This window comes from Anaerococcus vaginalis ATCC 51170, assembly GCF_000163295.1.
Classification (GTDB): domain Bacteria; phylum Bacillota; class Clostridia; order Tissierellales; family Peptoniphilaceae; genus Anaerococcus; species Anaerococcus vaginalis.
On sequence record NZ_GG700527.1, the window covers coordinates 1097639 to 1114625 of the forward strand.

General features: G+C 28.6%; 15 protein-coding genes. 4 read left to right on the forward strand and 11 right to left on the reverse strand.

What is annotated here, in order from left to right:
* Positions 1-61: 61 nt before the first annotated feature.
* The 8 genes from HMPREF0078_RS05240 to HMPREF0078_RS05275 all read right to left on the reverse strand — a co-directional run bounded on the left by HMPREF0078_RS05240 (position 62) and on the right by HMPREF0078_RS05275 (position 9109).
* Positions 62-1693 (reverse strand): hypothetical protein, encoded by a 1632-nt coding sequence (locus HMPREF0078_RS05240; RefSeq protein WP_039920536.1) that lies wholly within the window; start codon positions 1691-1693, stop codon positions 62-64.
* Positions 1686-2441 (reverse strand): ABC transporter ATP-binding protein, encoded by a 756-nt coding sequence (locus HMPREF0078_RS05245; RefSeq protein WP_198482140.1) that lies wholly within the window; start codon positions 2439-2441, stop codon positions 1686-1688. Before HMPREF0078_RS05245 ends, HMPREF0078_RS05240 begins: the two co-directional genes overlap by 8 nt.
* Before the next feature lie 118 nt (positions 2442-2559).
* Positions 2560-3201 (reverse strand): pyroglutamyl-peptidase I, encoded by a 642-nt coding sequence (pcp, locus tag HMPREF0078_RS05250; RefSeq protein ID WP_004839093.1) that lies wholly within the window; start codon positions 3199-3201, stop codon positions 2560-2562.
* Entirely contained in the window at positions 3176-4483 is a 1308-nt protein-coding gene (locus HMPREF0078_RS05255; RefSeq protein ID WP_004839094.1) for an amidohydrolase, read from the reverse strand. The genes pcp and HMPREF0078_RS05255 overlap by 26 nt, the downstream gene beginning before the upstream one ends.
* A 58-nt stretch (positions 4484-4541) precedes the next feature.
* Positions 4542-5549 (reverse strand): alpha/beta fold hydrolase, encoded by a 1008-nt coding sequence (locus HMPREF0078_RS05260; RefSeq protein WP_004839095.1) that lies wholly within the window; start codon positions 5547-5549, stop codon positions 4542-4544.
* Between the two features lies 1 nt (position 5550).
* Positions 5551-5751: a cold-shock protein gene (locus HMPREF0078_RS05265; protein ID WP_039920539.1), complete on the reverse strand. Its 201-nt coding sequence runs from the start codon at positions 5749-5751 to the stop codon at positions 5551-5553.
* A 2-nt stretch (positions 5752-5753) separates the two neighbouring features.
* Positions 5754-6482, reverse strand: a complete 729-nt coding sequence (locus HMPREF0078_RS05270) for a class I SAM-dependent DNA methyltransferase (protein ID WP_004839097.1) — start codon at positions 6480-6482, stop codon at positions 5754-5756.
* Positions 6482-9109 carry a valine--tRNA ligase gene (locus HMPREF0078_RS05275; RefSeq protein WP_004839098.1) on the reverse strand — a complete coding sequence of 876 codons (2628 nt, stop codon included), beginning with the start codon at positions 9107-9109 and terminating at the stop codon, positions 6482-6484. Before HMPREF0078_RS05275 ends, HMPREF0078_RS05270 begins: the two co-directional genes overlap by 1 nt.
* 447 nt (positions 9110-9556) lie before the next feature.
* Here HMPREF0078_RS05275 and HMPREF0078_RS05280 point away from each other — a divergent pair, with 447 nt between their 5' ends.
* Together HMPREF0078_RS05280 and ppdK are read left to right on the forward strand one after the other, a co-directional pair.
* The gene (locus HMPREF0078_RS05280; RefSeq protein ID WP_004839099.1) at positions 9557-10378 is read left to right on the forward strand and encodes a pyruvate, water dikinase regulatory protein; all 822 of its coding nucleotides are present in this window, start codon (positions 9557-9559) and stop codon (positions 10376-10378) included.
* A complete protein-coding gene (gene ppdK, locus HMPREF0078_RS05285) occupies positions 10371-13001 on the forward strand; it encodes a pyruvate, phosphate dikinase (protein WP_004839100.1) in 2631 nt (876 codons plus the stop codon). Before HMPREF0078_RS05280 ends, ppdK begins: the two co-directional genes overlap by 8 nt.
* Positions 13002-13098: 97 nt before the next feature.
* Here the strand turns inward: ppdK and HMPREF0078_RS05290 are convergent, their stop codons facing one another.
* Genes HMPREF0078_RS05290 through HMPREF0078_RS09185 form a run of 3 tightly spaced genes read right to left on the reverse strand, consistent with a single transcriptional unit; the run spans position 13099 to position 15053 of the window.
* Positions 13099-14028, reverse strand: coding sequence for a TlpA family protein disulfide reductase (locus HMPREF0078_RS05290; protein ID WP_004839101.1), 930 nt, complete (start codon positions 14026-14028; stop codon positions 13099-13101).
* Entirely contained in the window at positions 14018-14944 is a 927-nt protein-coding gene (locus tag HMPREF0078_RS05295; RefSeq protein ID WP_039920542.1) for a 4Fe-4S binding protein, read from the reverse strand. Before HMPREF0078_RS05295 ends, HMPREF0078_RS05290 begins: the two co-directional genes overlap by 11 nt.
* On the reverse strand, positions 14931-15053 hold the full coding sequence (locus HMPREF0078_RS09185; RefSeq protein ID WP_425277031.1) for a CD1871A family CXXC motif-containing protein: 123 nt from the start codon (positions 15051-15053) through the stop codon (positions 14931-14933). Before HMPREF0078_RS09185 ends, HMPREF0078_RS05295 begins: the two co-directional genes overlap by 14 nt.
* A gap of 137 nt (positions 15054-15190) precedes the next feature.
* On the opposite strand from HMPREF0078_RS09185, the gene HMPREF0078_RS05300 reads away from it, so the two are divergent.
* Positions 15191-15865 carry a response regulator transcription factor gene (locus HMPREF0078_RS05300; RefSeq protein WP_004839106.1) on the forward strand — a complete coding sequence of 225 codons (675 nt, stop codon included), beginning with the start codon at positions 15191-15193 and terminating at the stop codon, positions 15863-15865.
* Positions 15862-16986 (forward strand): HAMP domain-containing sensor histidine kinase, encoded by a 1125-nt coding sequence (locus HMPREF0078_RS05305; RefSeq protein ID WP_004839107.1) that lies wholly within the window; start codon positions 15862-15864, stop codon positions 16984-16986. Before HMPREF0078_RS05300 ends, HMPREF0078_RS05305 begins: the two co-directional genes overlap by 4 nt.
* Position 16987 lies beyond the last annotated feature (1 nt).

A 16987-nucleotide genomic window follows, 5' to 3' on the forward strand; every position in this document is an offset into this window, starting at 1 on the left:
GTTGAAATGAATCCCTCAATCCGTATTCCGGATTTGGGGTTCACTTCATGCTGGGTCTTTTTTATTGTTTTATTTTAAAGGTTTTTGGGGCAAATTTATATATTAAAAAACTTGCAAGTCCTACAAATCCTATAATAAAAATTGAAATAATTAACATAAATTTAATCTCTCCAATTTTAGTTGCCAAAGCTGGAAGCCCAAATATAAAAATATAATACAAAAACATATTCATCAAAACTAAAACTACAGATTTTTGTTTTCCTTCCTTGTCAAAGGGTTGGATTATATAGTATTGAAACAAGGGCAAAACTGTAAAAAATATTGCATTTAATAAAATATAAAAAATCGGCAATAATAAATTTAAATCAGTTTTAATCAAAAATTTTATTGCAAAACCTATATAAATTATAAACATGGCACCCATAGGAATAAGCATAAGTTTAAAAATCGAATTTAATCTTAGCCAAAACATTTTCAATAAATTCTTATCTTCCCTATAAAAATTGTAGTACAAAAGCGATGAGTCACAATTTTTATAGAAAGCCATCAAAATTTTATCTTGTTTGAATAAAATATAGGAAATTATTGGTATTGCATATATTAAAATTTTATAAACCTCATTACCCTTAATTGTAAGTCTGGATAAAAGAAAAAATCCACAAATTCCAAGGACAAAAAAGATGCCTGTTTTTATTAAAGTTGGTTTTAAAAGGTGTCTTTTGTGTCTTTTAAAAAACAAATTATTCAAATATACAAAGCCTTCGCCTTTAATCTTTTCCTTTTTATTTATATCTTTATTTTCAATTTTTACTACACCATCTTGAATATTTTTCGCATCTTTAACCGCAATTTTATATACATTTATTGTTTTTTCGATTATTTTGTCATATCCCTTAAAATTTTTAAAATATTTCACTGTAAATGGAAATAAAATTATATTTATAAAGAAAAATCCAAGGCTTAAAACTTTAAAATCAAGTTTTATTATTAAAACTAACAAACTTATCGCCAAATCCAAAATTAAAATCAAAATAATTTGTAAAAATGGTCTATCTTCAAAAAATGATTTTTCTCTTTTTTCATATATTTTTGTCCAAAAACAAGTCATATTTATATTGTAAAAATAAAGTCCTAGGCTAAAGGCAAAAGTGTAAATCGGATTTATATTTGCAAAAATTTTTCCAAAAATCACAAATCCCAAAGTTCTTCCAATAAAAATTAAAAATGGCTGTAAATACAAAAATATGCGCGCCAAATCATTTGGAAAAAAATTAAAATTTTTACTCAAATCTGAAAATACATTTCCATTATCTGTTAGCATTGATGATGTAATCATATTTGTTATATAAAAAACAAAAGGAATACAAGTTAGAAGAACTGCTCCCAGACTTAAATCAAAATTTTCCCTAAAAAATAAGGGAGATTTATCAGAAATTTCAAATAAAAATTTTAACATAGTCCTTGAAATTATTATTGCAAATCCAAAAGTTAAAATCGATTTGATAAATTGCCAAATTATAGAAAAAATTGGAACAAATGTATTTACAATTTCTTTTAAATCATAAAAATAATACTTATCTCCCAAGTGTTTCCCAATTAAAGGAACTTTTCTTATCCCATAAACCATTCCATTAAAAACTTTGGTGATTTTTATTCTTTCAATTAAAAGAAATTTTGAAAAATATCTACTCATCTTTATCACCCAAATTTTTATCATCTAAATTTATTTCAATATTTTCAATATTTTTGCTTGTCAAAAGCTTTATTATTTTATCTTCAAAATCCTTGTCTTCTGAAACCATCTTATCAACTTTTTGTAAATTTTTATCATGGAGAAGGACAATGTCATCACAAATATCTTTTGCAAGTTGTAAAATATGGGTTGAAAAAATAATTATATGGTCCTTGTGAATATCTCTAATTATTTTTTTCATTTCAAGTTGAACAACTACATCAAGACTTGTAAGCGGCTCATCCATCAAAATTACCTTTGGTCTTAAAATCAAAAACATAAGCATTTGAAGTTTGTTTTTCATTCCTGTTGAATAATCTTGAATTAATCTATCAGCATCTTCCATGTCAAAATCCACAAGAGAAAAATATTCTTCGACGGACTTAAAATCTTTTATAATTTCTTTGTTTGCCTCTACAAAAAATTTTATAAATTCTCGCCCTGTAAGAAATTTGGGAAGATCTGGCTCTGCCACCATAAAAAATACATCCCTAAAATCAAGTTCTTTCTTTTCATTTTCATCAAGAAGATAAATATTTCCAGAATCTTTTTTGATTTGCTCACTAATTAAAGAAAAAAGTGTAGTTTTTCCAGCACCGTTTCTTCCCAAAAGAGCATAAACGACTCCTTGGTCAAAAGTGTAATCTATATTTTTTAAAACTTCTTTTTTGCCAAATTTTTTGGAAAGATTTTTTATTTCAAGTTTCATAAAAGCTCCTTTAAGAAAATTTATATTTATTTTATTAATAATATTATTTATTTTATCACTAATCTTTTTCATTATAACAAAAAAATAAGCAAGTACAAAACTTGCTTTTTTAAAAAAATTATGAAATTTTTCCACCAGAAATTTTTAAATCTTCTCCATTATGATTTATTATTGTTTTTATGGCAATATTTATTGCCCTTAAAGAATTTTCCAAATCCATTGAAGGTGTATTCGCTTTATTTAAAACTTGTTCTGGCAAATATGGAATATGGATAAAGCCTGCTCTTATATTTTTATATTTTTCTGCCAAATACAAGGCTTCATACATCAAATGATTACATACAAAAGTTCCTGCTGAATTTGAAATTTCTGCTGGAATTTTTTCTTTTTTTATCTCTTCCACAATTTTTTTAATTGGAAGATTTGAAAAATAAGCATTTTCTCCGTCAATTCTTATTTTTTCATCAATCGGTTTTTTACCATCATTATCAGCTATTCTTGCATCATCAATGTTAATTGCAATTCTTTCAACAGAAATCGCACTTCTTCCACCAGCTTGCCCAATACATAAAATTACATCTGGTTTAATTTTTTTTATATTTTCTTCTAAAATTTCTCCTGATTTTTTGAAAACTGTTGGAATTTCTATTTTAAAAATTTGGGCGCCCTCAATTTTTTCGTTTAATTTTTTTACAAGTTCAATTGATGGATTTATTTTTTCTTTATCAAAAGGATCAAATCCTGTAAGCAATATTTTCATTTTCTATCCTTTCATAATCAATCTTATCAATTTTTTCAATATATTTTACAAAATCTACCATTAGGTCGACTCCTCTTAGCATATCTTTTTCGTTAATATCAAATTCTTCGCTGTGATGGCTGTCTTTTAAATTTGAGCCTAAAATAAAATGAACTGTCTTACCACCAGCTTTTCTAACTTCATTTAATAAATATGCAATATCTTCTGAGCCTTTCAAATTTGCATCTACAAGTTTGTAGGATTTTTCTTTATAATAATTTCTAAGATTTTTTATAAATTCTTCATCATAAGAAATAAGTGATGGAGCTTGTCCCTTTATTTCTATTTCATAAGAACAACCATAAGAAATTGCAGAGCCTTCAACGATTCTATTTACTCCATCGTATAAATAAGAAATTATATGATCATTTTCTCCCCTAATTTCCATTTCTATTTTTGCAATGTTTGCAATAATATTTCTTCCGCTTCCTGCATTTAATTTTCCAACATTGATTCTTGCCTCTCCCATTGAATGTTGAGCAAGACTATTAAAATTTAAAACTGCACTTGATGCAGCCAAAAGTGCATTGTGACCTTTTTCGGGACTTGCTCCAGCATGAGATGCCTTGCCTTTAAAAATAATATCAATTTTTTTTGTAGCAAGAAAGCCATGACTTCCCACACCAATTTCTCCACTTTTTACGTCCATTCCAATATGCATGCCAGCCAAATAATCAAGTTTATCTATAATCGGATTATTCATTAAAGAATAGGCTCCTCTTACTCCTTCTTCTGCTGGTTGAAAAATAAAAATAATTTTTCCTTTTAATTTTTTTATATTTGATGCAAGAATTTTTGCAAGCTCAATCCCAATTGACATGTGAGCATCGTGACCGCAAGCGTGCATGGCAAAAGAATTTTTTGATGAAAAATTTAAAATATTTGGCAAATGTCCAAGTGAATTACTTTCGCAAAGTTCATTTGCATCTATATCAAATCTAAAGCCAATATTTGGTCCAATTTTTTTCGTATCCAAAACAGCGATAAGACCTGTGTAAGAATCCAAAATTTCTTCTTTTTTTTCAATATTTGAAATAGAAATTGAATTTTTATAAGACTCTAGGATTGATTTTTCTGGAAGTCCCATTCTTTTATTGAAATAAATTTCTTTTCCATAATAAAGGTCAAGATTATAATTTTTCAACTCTTCAATAATTTTTGCAGTAGTCAAAAATTCCATCCAAGCAGGCTCAGCATATTTGTGAAAATGTCTTCTTAATCTAATAAGCTCTTCTTCAATCATTTTATTTCCTTATTTAAAAATCATTTTTTTGTATCACATTAAAAAAATGAGCCTAGACTCATTTTTTAAAAAACATATCTATATCTTCAAAAACTTCAAATCTTTCATCTTCATTTAAAACTTCATGTTTCATGTGATCGTAAGTTTTGAAATATAAATTTTCGTAACCAATAGAAGATAAAATATTTTTTGTATTCAATAGTCCCTTATCTCCACCAGTAACGTCATCATCAACTCCATTAAATGAAGCTATTTGTAAATTTTTATTTTTTAGCTTAAATTTATTTTTCTTGTTTAAATTATTTACAAGAGTAAACAAACATACATTACTTCTTGCCAAAAATCCATCAAGGCGCATTGGATCATTGTTTTTAATCCTTACATTTTCTTCATTATAAGAAATCCAAGATGGATCTTTTGAGGAAATTCCAGAAAGTTTATCAAGAATTTTAGATTTTCTTTTCTCTCCCAAATAAAATGTGACAATATTTCCAATAAAAATTCCAAGACTTGCTATTGGAATATAAGCTACAGTTCCTGTCAAAACTAATTTATCAATTGTATCATCATATTTTTGCAAATAATTTCTACAAATCAAAGACCCCATAGAATGACCTATCATATAAATTTTTTTGTCCTTGTAATACATTCTAATATATTTATTTATAACAAATTGATCGTCAACAAGCTCATCTTTTTCCTTTATAAATCCAGAAGGATGATTTTCAGAAATAGATTTTCCATGTCCCCTATTATCAGAAATGATAACAGCGTATCCTCTTTCATTCAAAAACTTAATAAAATGTAAATAATTAAGTGAATGTTCAAGCATACCATGGACAATTTGCACAACAGCTTTTGGATTTTCAACATCAAAACGATTAGCATAAATATCAAAACCATCTGAATTTGTCAAAATAACTTTGCATCTATTATCATTTATCATGCTTTCTTCTTTGATAAAAAATCTTGAACCATTTTTTAAATCAAGGTAAGTTTTTTTCCTATACAAATAATAAATTTGAGGAAGAAAAATCAAAAACAAAATCAAAATAAAATATTTCATCTTAACTCCTTTTTTTCACATTAAAAGCAGTATCTCCCCTGCCAAAATCTTTCACATCAAATTCAACCCTTGCACCGTTTTCTATAGTTTTATAAACCTTGTCAGAAATTATTTCAGAATAATGGAAAAAATAGTCGCCACTTTCTGATTCTATAAAACCAAATCCTTTTTTGTTATCAAAAAATTTAACTTTTCCTTCCATTTTCACTCCTTTTTAGCCTTAAACAAAATTCTCAAAGTATCATCTTTGATTTCTTGCATTGTATCTTCATCAAAAATTTCAATTTCAGAAAAATTATTTTCTTTTAAAATTTTTTTCATAAAATCTACAGAATAAATTCTTTCAACTTGATTTTCAATTATTCTTTGGTAAGTTCCGCCCTCATTTTCGACAAAAAAGTTTAATTCCATATCAATTATATCGCCATCTTTAATATTATCCCAAGTATAAAAAATATCTTCATACTCATAAACATAAGATTTTGAGCCAAAAACTTCTTTCATTTTATATTCTGAATTTATATCAAAAATCAAAAGTCCACCCTTTTTCAAATTTTTGTAAGAATTTTCTATTAATTTTTTCAAATCTTTTTCATCCAAAATATAATTTATAGAGTCAAGCAAGATTACAATTAAATCATAGGAATTTTCATTTTGAAAATCAACCATATCATAATTATATAAAGACACATTTTCTTTTTGAAATTTTTTCGAAAAAACTTCAAGCATAGATTTTGATAAGTCTAAGGCATCAATTTTTTCAAAAAAATCAAAAAAATGATTAGTTAGCATGCCAGTTCCGCATGCTAACTCTAACATTTTTTCTTTTTTTATATTATTTTGTCCGACTAAATTCTTGATATTATTTGCATATTTTTCATAATCAAGGTCAAAGGATAATTTATCATAAATATAAGCAAAATCTTTATACATTATTTATCTTCTACTTCCTTGTAAGATTCTTGAGTTTTTACAAGTAAGTCTTTATATTTTTCTAATTTTTCACGTTCTTCATTTACAACAGCCTCTGGTGCTTTTGAAACAAAACCTTGATTGTTAAGTTTTCCTTCTGCTCTTTTTATTTCGGATTCTAATTTTTTGATTTCATCTTTTAATCTTTTTCTTTCCTTGTCATAATCAATTAGATTTTCCAAAGGAATATAAATTTTAAAATCATTAAAAATTAAACTAACTGCATCTTCAACTTCTTTGTCCTCATCTATTATTGTAATTTCTCCAGATTTTGAAAGATTTACAAATTGGCCCTTCAAAATTTCTAGGAAATTTCTTGTATTTTCATCAGATGAATAGATTATTAAATCTTGTCTTATTTTTGATCCAAGATTTAAAGTTTGTCTTTGATTTCTGATAGCTTTTATAGCCTCAATTGCTCCATCAACAACTCTTGCCTCATCATCAAAATTAAAATCATCCCTAACTTGTGGCCAAGTCTCAACTATAAGCATATCTTTTTTATTTGGTAATTGCTTATAAATTTCTTCAGTAATAAATGGCATAAATGGATGAAGAAGTGAAATCATATCTTTTAAAACATAAAGCAAAACTTTTTTAACTGTAGCTTTTTTATTATCATCATCAGAATTTAATCTTTCCTTGGCAAATTCAATATACCAATCACAAAATTCTTCCCAAATAAAATCTTCAATCCTACTTGCAGCAAGACCAATTTCATATTTATCAAGATTTTTAGAAACTTCCTCAACTACATTGTTTAATCTTTTTAAAATCCACTTATCTTCAAGACTTAAATCTAAATTTTTAAATTCAATATCATCATTTTCATCAACATTCATCAAGACAAATCTTGTAGCATTCCACAATTTATTGGCAAAATTTCTGCTTGCTACAATTCTTTTTTCATCATAGCGCATATCATTTCCAGGAGAATTGCCAGTAATTATTGTAAATCTAAGAGCATCTGCTCCATATTTATTTACAACATCAATTGGATCAACTCCATTTCCAAGAGATTTACTCATCTTTCTTCCTTGTGGATCTCTAATTAATCCTGTGAAAAGTACATGGTCAAAAGGAGTTTTATTTGTATTGTAAAGTGAAGAAAATACCATTCTTATAACCCAGAAAAATATAATATCATAACCTGTTACAAGAATATCTGTTGGGAAGAAATATTTATAATCTTCAGTTTCTTCGGGCCAACCCAAAGTTGCAAAAGGCCAAAGAGCTGATGAAAACCAAGTATCAAGAGTATCTTCTTCTTGTGTTACTTTTTTTCCATCCAAATATCCATTTTCATCTGGATCATCTTCTGAAACAATAATTTCTCCATCTTCTGTATAGAAAACTGGAAGTCTATGTCCCCACCATAATTGTCTAGAAATACACCAATCTCTAATATTTTCTAGCCAATTCATGTAGGTTTTTCCTAAAGAATCTGGAATTAAATTTAAATCTCCATTTTTATAAACTTCGATTGCATCTTTTGCTAAATCTTCCATTTTAACAAACCATTGTTTTGAAATTAATGGTTCAATTACAACATTTGTTCTTTCACTGTATCCTACTGCATGCTCAATTTTTTCAGTTTTTACCAAAAGATTTTCTTTTTCCAAATCTTCAATCATTAATTTACGAGCATCATACCTATCAAGCCCAGAATATTTTCCATATCCTTCTTTTATTTTTGCGCCTTCATCAATAACTACGCATTGACCAAGCTTATGCCTTTTTCCAACTTCAAAATCGTTAGGGTCATGAGATGGAGTGATTTTTACACAACCTGTACCAAATTCCATATCAACATAAGAATCTTCAATCAAAGGAATTTTACGACCTACAAGTGGTAAGATTAAATTTTTTCCAATTTTATCTTTAAACCTTTCGTCTTCTGGATTTACAGCAACAGCCAAATCTCCAAGCATAGTTTCAGGCCTTGTTGTAGCTATTGTTATAAATTCATCGCTATCTTCAAAGAAATATTTTATATACCACAAATGTCCTTCTTGGTCTTTGTGATAAACTTCTGCATCAGAAAGTGCAGTTTTTGCCTCAGGATCCCAATTTACAATTCTATTTCCCCTATAAATCAATCCCTCATCATACATTTTTTTGAAAACTTTTCTTACAGCTCTTGTTAGATTTTTATCCATAGTAAAAGAATCACGATCCCAATCGCAAGAAACTCCTACAGTTCTTAATTGTCTTTTGATTGTTCCACCGTATTCTTCTGTCCAATCCCAACATTCTTCCAAAAATTTATCACGACCTAAATCATCTTTAGATTTACCTTCATTTTTGATTTTTTCTACAACTTTTGCCTCAGTCGAAATAGATGCGTGATCTGTTCCTGGAATCCAACAAGCTTCATAGCCTTGCATTCTTTTATATCTAATAATAATATCTTGAATTGTATTGTTTAAGGCATGGCCCAAGTGTAATTTTCCTGTAATATTTGGTGGTGGCATAACAATAGTAAATGGTTTTTTATTTTCATTAACTCTTGCTTTAAAATATCCACCTTCTTCCCATTTTTTATAAATTTCTTTTTCAAATTTTTGTGGTTCGTATTTTGTTTGCATATTTTCTCCTTATTTTCAAAATAAAAAATTAAAAATAAATAATAAAAAAAGTAACACAATTCTCAAGGACGAGATTATCGCGTTACCACCTATCTTCCTTTTTTATAAAAAAGGCTCTTATTTGCATTCATGCATGCTACATTAAACTATTTCAAAACAACCTTCATAGTTTCAATTTAAAGACTTTCACCATCCGTCTCCTCTCTAAAAAATTTCCCCTACTACTCCTTTTTGTCAAAGTTTTATATTCAATTCTTTTTCTTATTATATTTTAAAATATTTTTTTGTCAATTTCACTTGTAAAAGTTAATGTTGAAAATTCAAATGATATATTTGTAAAAAATTAATAATTATTAGTTTTAACGATTGAAAAATGTTTTCAGCTCTTGGATTTTTGATTAAAAATGCTATAATATTAATAGAATCTTATATTAAAGAGGTGACAGGATGAAGCTTAGTGTAAACATTATCTCTGATACAAGTGGATACGCTACAGAAAAAATTGTAAAAGTATCTCTTAGTCAATTTAATGTTGAATCAATTACAAATATATATCCAGATGTAAGAGATATAGATTCTCTTAAAGATATATTAAATTTTATAATTGAAACTTGCGATAATTTCATTATCTATCACTCATTTCAAGATTCAAGGATGAACGTTTATATCAATGATTTTTGTGAGCTAAATAATATTACTTATGTTGATATAACCGGCTATTCCATAAGGACTATTTCTAAAAAACTTGATTTAGAACCAAAATATGCTTTTTCTGAAGAGTCCCTTTATGAAACTGACCGATTTAAAACATTAAATTCATTAGATTTTGCAATCAAATATGACGATGGCAAAGATTTTAGGTCACTTAAAGCTTGTGATATAGCAATAATTGGAGTATCTCGTTCTTCTAAAACTCCATTATCAATTTATATGGCAAGTAAAGGCTATAAAGTTTGTAATATTCCTATACTTTTAAATACTAGCCTGCCCGATGAACTTTTTGAAATTGATAGCAAGAAAATTTTCGGTCTAACTATCGATAAAAACATTTTAAAGTCTTTTAGGGAAGAAAGACTTAAAAGTTTGGGTTTATCTGGAAAAAGTCAATATTCAGATATAAGAGCCATTCAAAAAGAATTGGACTATGCCAAAGAGATTATGGAAGATTTAGATTGTGTCATGATTGATGTTACATATAAATCTATAGAAGAAACGTCTGATATAATAATTAATCATATTAACAGTAGGAAAGGGGAAAAAAATGACTGAAAAATATGTTTACAATTTTAACGAAGGAGACAAGGACATGCGCTCTTTGCTCGGTGGTAAAGGCGCAAATCTAGCAGAAATGACAAATATGGGAATCAATGTCCCATACGGTTTTACGGTTACAACAGAAGCATGTGCAAGATTTTACAAAGAAGATAAAAAAATTTGGGAAGATCTTAAAAAAGAAATAACAAATCACATCAAAGATTTAGAAGAACATAATGGAAAAACATTTGGTTCAACAGAAGATCCTCTCCTTGTATCTGTAAGAAGTGGTGCTCCAATTTCTATGCCAGGTATGATGGATACAATTTTAAATCTTGGTTTAAATGATGATGCTGTTATAGGTCTTAGCAAAAAAACAAACAACGAAAGATTCGCTTACGATTCTTACAGAAGATTTATTCAAATGTTTGCTGATGTAGCAATGGGAATCAATAAAAATAATTTTGAAAAGGTTCTTAGTGCTAAAAAGGATGAAAAGGGCGTAACAGAAGATACTGAGCTTGATGCTAACGACTTAAAAGATGTTGTAGAAAAATATAAAAAAGTTTATAAAGATATTGAAGGAGAAGATTTCCCACAAGAACCAAGAGAACAATTAGACAAAGCTATTACTGCTGTATTTGCGTCTTGGAATAATGAACGTGCAATTTTATATAGAAGATTAAATGATATAGATGATTCTATGGGAACTGCTGTAAATGTTCAATCAATGGTATTTGGAAATATGGGAGAAACTTCTGGAACAGGTGTAGCTTTCTCAAGAAACCCTGCAACCGGTGAGAATAAATTATTTGGTGAATATTTAATGAACGCTCAAGGCGAAGACGTTGTAGCTGGAGTTAGAACACCAAAAGAAATTGCAACATTAAAGGATTCATTACCAGAAGTTTTTAATCAATTCCATGATACTGCAGAAAAACTTGAACAACATTACAAAGATATGCAAGATATGGAATTTACAATCCAAGAAGGACAATTATTCCTACTTCAAACAAGAAATGGTAAAAGAACTGCTCATGCTGCAGTAAAAGTTGCAGTTGATATGGTTCATGAAGGACTTCTTAATGAAAAAGAAGCTGTTTTAAGAATTGATCCTAAAGATCTTGATGGTTTACTCCATCCTACACTTTCTCAAAAATCTATAAAAGAAAATGAACCTGTTGCTAAAGGTCTTGCAGCAAGTCCAGGAGCTGCTGTAGGTTACATTGCATTTACTGCAAAAGAAGCTAAAAAAAGAGCTGCAAAAGGAATAGATGTAATCTTAGTTCGTGAAGAAACTTCTCCAGAAGATCTTGAAGGAATGGTTTCAGCAGTTGGAATCCTTACAGCAAGAGGCGGTATGACAAGCCACGCTGCTGTAGTTGCTAGAGGAATGGGAAAATGTTGTGTATCTGGTGCTCATGAAATATATGTAAATGAAGATGAAAGATTCGTAAGAATTGATGGCAAAAAATATTCAGACCAAGACGTACTTTCAATAGATGGTTCTACTGGAAATATTTACGTTGGAGCTCTTGAAACTGAAAATCCAAAACTTGAAGGTACATTTGGAGAATTTATGAGCTGGGTTGACAAATATCGTGATATGAAAGTAAGAACTAATGCAGATACACCTCACGATGCTAAACAAGCTTTAGAATTTGGTGCTGAAGGAATTGGTTTATGTAGAACTGAACACATGTTCTTTAAGGCTGATAGAATTTTCCAAGTTAGAAAAATGATTTTAGCTCACAATTTCGAAACAAGAAAAGAAGCTTTAGATAAAATTCTTCCAATGCAAGAAGATGATTTCTATCAAATTTATTCTCTAATGGGCGAAAGACCTGTTACTGTAAGACTTCTTGATCCACCTCTTCACGAATTTTTACCAAGAGGACAAGAAGAAATTAGAACTCTTGCTGAAGATTTAAATATGGAAATATCTGAAGTTAAAAAGAGAATCCTAGATCTTGAAGAAGTAAACCCAATGCTTGGATTTAGAGGACTAAGACTTGGTGTAAGATATCCAGAAATTTCAAAAATGCAAGCTCGTGCTATAATTCAAGCTGCAATGCATTGTCATGAAGATGGAATTAATGTTGTTCCAGAAATAATGATTCCACTTTCATCTGATGTTAAAGAACTTGCTTATGTAAAAGCTCAAGTAAAAGAAGAAATTGAAAAAGTATTTGAAGAAAAAGGAAAGAAAATTGACTACTTATTAGGAACAATGATTGAAATTCCTAGAGCTGCTATAACAGCTGATCAAATTGGAGAAATTACTGACTTCTTCTCATTTGGTACAAACGACTTAACACAAATGACTTTTGGTCTTTCAAGAGATGACGCTGGTAAATTCTTGGATCTTTACTTAGACAAAGATATTTTCGCAAAAGATCCATTCCAAGTTCTAGACCAAAAAGGTGTTGGTTTCTTAGTTGAAACTGCTGTTGAACGTGGTAAAAAAGCAAATCCAAATCTTCACTTAGGAATTTGCGGAGAACACGGTGGAGAACCTACTACTGTTAAATATTTATATAATGTAGGACTTGATTATGTATCATGTTCTCCATTTAGAGTTCCAATTGCAAAACTTGCAGCAGCTCAAGAAGCAATTGAACATCCAAGAAATAAATAATTTAAAATTAATACAAAAATACCAGAGTTTTAAAACTCTGGTATTTTTGATTCATCAAGAAGGATAATATAAATCTAAATTCGAAAATTTTCATTTTCTACATTTTGTCTTTTATTATTTTTTCTATCATTTCTTTTACTTCTTTGTATTTATCTTCTTTGTCTATTGCTCCTACTATTGGATCTCCAACTATATTTCCTTCGCTATCTACAAGGATTGATGTCGGATATGACATTATTGTTTCTGTGTATTTTTCAAGTTCGCTACCTTTGTCGATAGTAATATTTTTGTATTTTGCTCCTTGTTTTTCTAGGATTTTTTTAGCTTCTTTTATTGTATCTTCCTCGCCTACTTTGGCTTCTGAATTTATTCCTATTACTTGTCCACCTATTTTTTCTATTTCATCGTTTAATTGTTGTAATTTTGGAAGCTCTCCTACGCATGGTGCACAACCGTTAAACCAGAAATTTACTAATGTTAATTTTTTATCTTTGAATATGTCTTTTGTAACATCATTTCCATCAAAATCTTTTGAATTAAATGTTGGGAATTTTTTTAATTCTTTTGTTGAAACTGCTCCATCATCTTTTTTGTTTGATGCACTTTCGTTTCCTGCTTTTAATTTTGTTATTTCTTCTTCTAGTTTTGCAATTTCTTCTACGTCTTTTGTCAAAAGCTCATAGTCTTCTTTGGATAATTCATCTTTTGCTTTTTCTACTAAATCTTTTAAATATGCATCGTATCCTTTATCTTTATTATCTTCTGCGCTTGACTTATCTGCTTTTGAAAATGCTACTTGCCATTGCTTATCGTGTGAAGCTAAGATGTCATTTTGTTTTTTCATCAATTCGTCAATTTTAGCTTTATTATCGTCCATCTTGTTTGAGTTATTTGAATTGCTTTCAACTTTTTCTACTGATGAAGGATTTGAGTTCATATTGTCTTTGTTTTCTTGTTTTGAACAAGCTGTTAATGCTAATACTAATGTTGCTGATAATGCTAATACTTTTACTTTTTTAAATTTCATTTTTTTCTCCTTTAATATCTTCTTTTAAATTTTCTTTTTTATTTTCATCTTTTTTCTTATCAAGTCCAAATTGATATTTTAGGGCACAGGTTGGACATGATGTGATACACATTCCACACCTTATACATTCGGTATGGTTTTGGTCTTTTCTAACGTCTACATCCATTTTACAGGCTTTTACACATTTTTTGCAGGATATGCACTTGTTGTTGTCAAAATTTATTTTGAATAGGGATATTTTATTAAATAGGGCATAAAATGCTCCCAATGGGCAAATCCATTTGCAAAATGGTCTAAAAAATATTATTGATAGGATTACTGTTATTATCAAAATTGTAAGTTTTAGATTAAATAATGAGCCTAAGCTTGCTCTTATTGATGTGTCTACTAAGGAAAGTGGTATTGCTCCTTCTAAGACTCCTGCTGGGCAAATATACTTACAAAAATATGGATTACCCATTCCCAATTCGTTTACTACAAGAACTGGCAAAATAATAACGGCAACTATGAGTATCAAATATTTTATGTATCTTAATGGTTTTAATTTTTTTGTTGAAAATTTTTTGCATGGAATCTTGTGTAAAATTTCTTGGATAAAACCAAATGGACACAAAAATCCGCAAACTAATCTTCCTACCATTACTCCCACAAAAATCAAAAATCCGCTTATATAATAGGAAAATTTGAATTTTGATGAGCCAACTACTGCCTGATATGCTCCTATTGGACAAGCTCCTGTTGCTGCTGGGCAAGAATAGCAATTAAGTCCAGGAACGCAAATCTTTTTTATATTCCCCCTATAAATTACTCCTTTTAAAAAATTGGGAAGGTGAATATTTGTCATAAGACTTGCTAAAATTTGGATTAGCCACCTAAATTTTGCTATAGTTTTTGATCTAATCTTATCCAATTCCAACACACTCCAGACATAATTTTATCGCCTTGCTAAAAACCGTATCTACTTCTCCACGGAAGGCTCCATAAGAAATAAAACCTATTGCAAGGATCAAAAATCCTATTTGTATATTTTTCTTTTTTTTAATTTCTATATCAATCACCTCTTTACAAATTAATAATAACAGATTAGATATAAATTTTCTGTTAAGATTTTCTTAACATATATTTTATTATGATTTGATATAATACTTATAAAGGAGAGAACATGAAAATATTAATAGTAGAAGATGAAAAAATATTAAATAACACAATAAATAAATCTTTAAAAGATGCAGGTTATGAAGTCGAATCCGCTTTTGACGGCTTTGATGCTATGGAAATGATAGAAATTGAATCTTATGATCTTATAGTTTTAGATTTAAATCTTCCAAATATGGATGGAATGGAAATTTTGAAAAATTTGAGAAAAGAAGATGTTGAAACAAAAGTTTTAATTCTATCTGCAAGAAGTCAAATCCAAGATAAGGTCGAAGGTCTTGATGCTGGAGCAAATGATTTTTTGCAAAAGCCATTTCACTTGGACGAATTAAAAGCAAGAGTTAGATCTCTTACTAGAAGAAACTTTATACAAAATAATACAGAGCTTTCTTTTGATAAGATAAAATTTGATAGTAAAAATAGGACGATTTTTATTGAAGACAAAGAATTAAAATTGACAAGAAAAGAATCTGGGATTTTGGAATACTTGCTTTTAAATCAAGGAAGACCAGTAAGCCAAGAAGAATTAATTGACCACGTTTGGGATTCTAGCGTTGATTTATTAAGCAATTCCATAAGAGTGCATATATCTGCTCTTAGAAAAAAATTAAAACAAGAACTTGGCTATGATCCCATTGAAAATAGGATTGGAATAGGATATTTGTTGAGGAAAATAAAATGAAAAAAATGTCATTAAGGCTTCGAATCGCCATTTTAACAAGTATTTTGATAGCTCTTACAAGTTTAACCATGAATTTTTTTATGAATAAAACCGCATATTTTTATATAGATTCTTTGGGTGGATATGTCGATAAAATGGAAAACAAAGAAGATTTGTATATAAACATTGACAAGGATAAAATTGGCGATTTTGATACAAATTTTTCAGACCAAGTCACAATTACAAAAAATAATTTTTCAAAAAAATCTTGGATAATAACAAGTTTAGTTACAATTTTTGGCGGAATAATTTCATATTTTCTAAGTGGCAAATTTCTAGAACCCCTTGATAAATTCTCAAATCAAATTGAACAAATCCAGCTTAAAAATATAACCGATTACGAAGTAAAAGAAAATCCAATAAAAGAATTTCAAAAACTAACCAAATCTTTTAACCAAATGCTAGAAAGATTAAACGAATCCTACAAAAACGAAAGAGAATTTACAGCAAGAGCAGCCCACGAGTTGAGAACTCCCCTTACCATAATAAATTCACAAATCGACCTATTCGAAGAAGAAAATATGGATGAGGATGAAATAAAAAATCTTGTAACAATGATAAAAAACGAATCAGATAGACTTTCAAAACTTGTAACAAGCCTTTTAGATTTAAGCGAATTAAGATCAGTTACAAGAAACGAAAAAATTGAACTATCCTCTTTAATTGAAGAGGCAATTCAAGATTTATCATTTATATCCGACAAAAAAAATATAAACATAGAAAATCTTTGCCAAGAAATATATATAGAAGGAAGTGATTTACTAATCTATAGAGTATTTTATAATTTGATAGAAAACGCAATAAAATACAACAATAATAATGGATTCGTAAAAATTTATTCCAAAAAAAATAAAGACTTTGCAGAAATTTATGTAGAAGATAGTGGAATAGGAATAGCAAATAGCGAAAAAGAAAATATCTTCAAAGCCTTTTATAGAATAAAAGCAAACGAAGAAATAGGCTCAGGACTAGGACTTTCTCTAGTAAAAGAAACAATAAAACTTCATAGAGGAAAAATTAAAGTTTTAGACAAAGAAAAAGGAAGCCTAATAAAAGTTTCCCTACCGATTTCTAATTTATAAA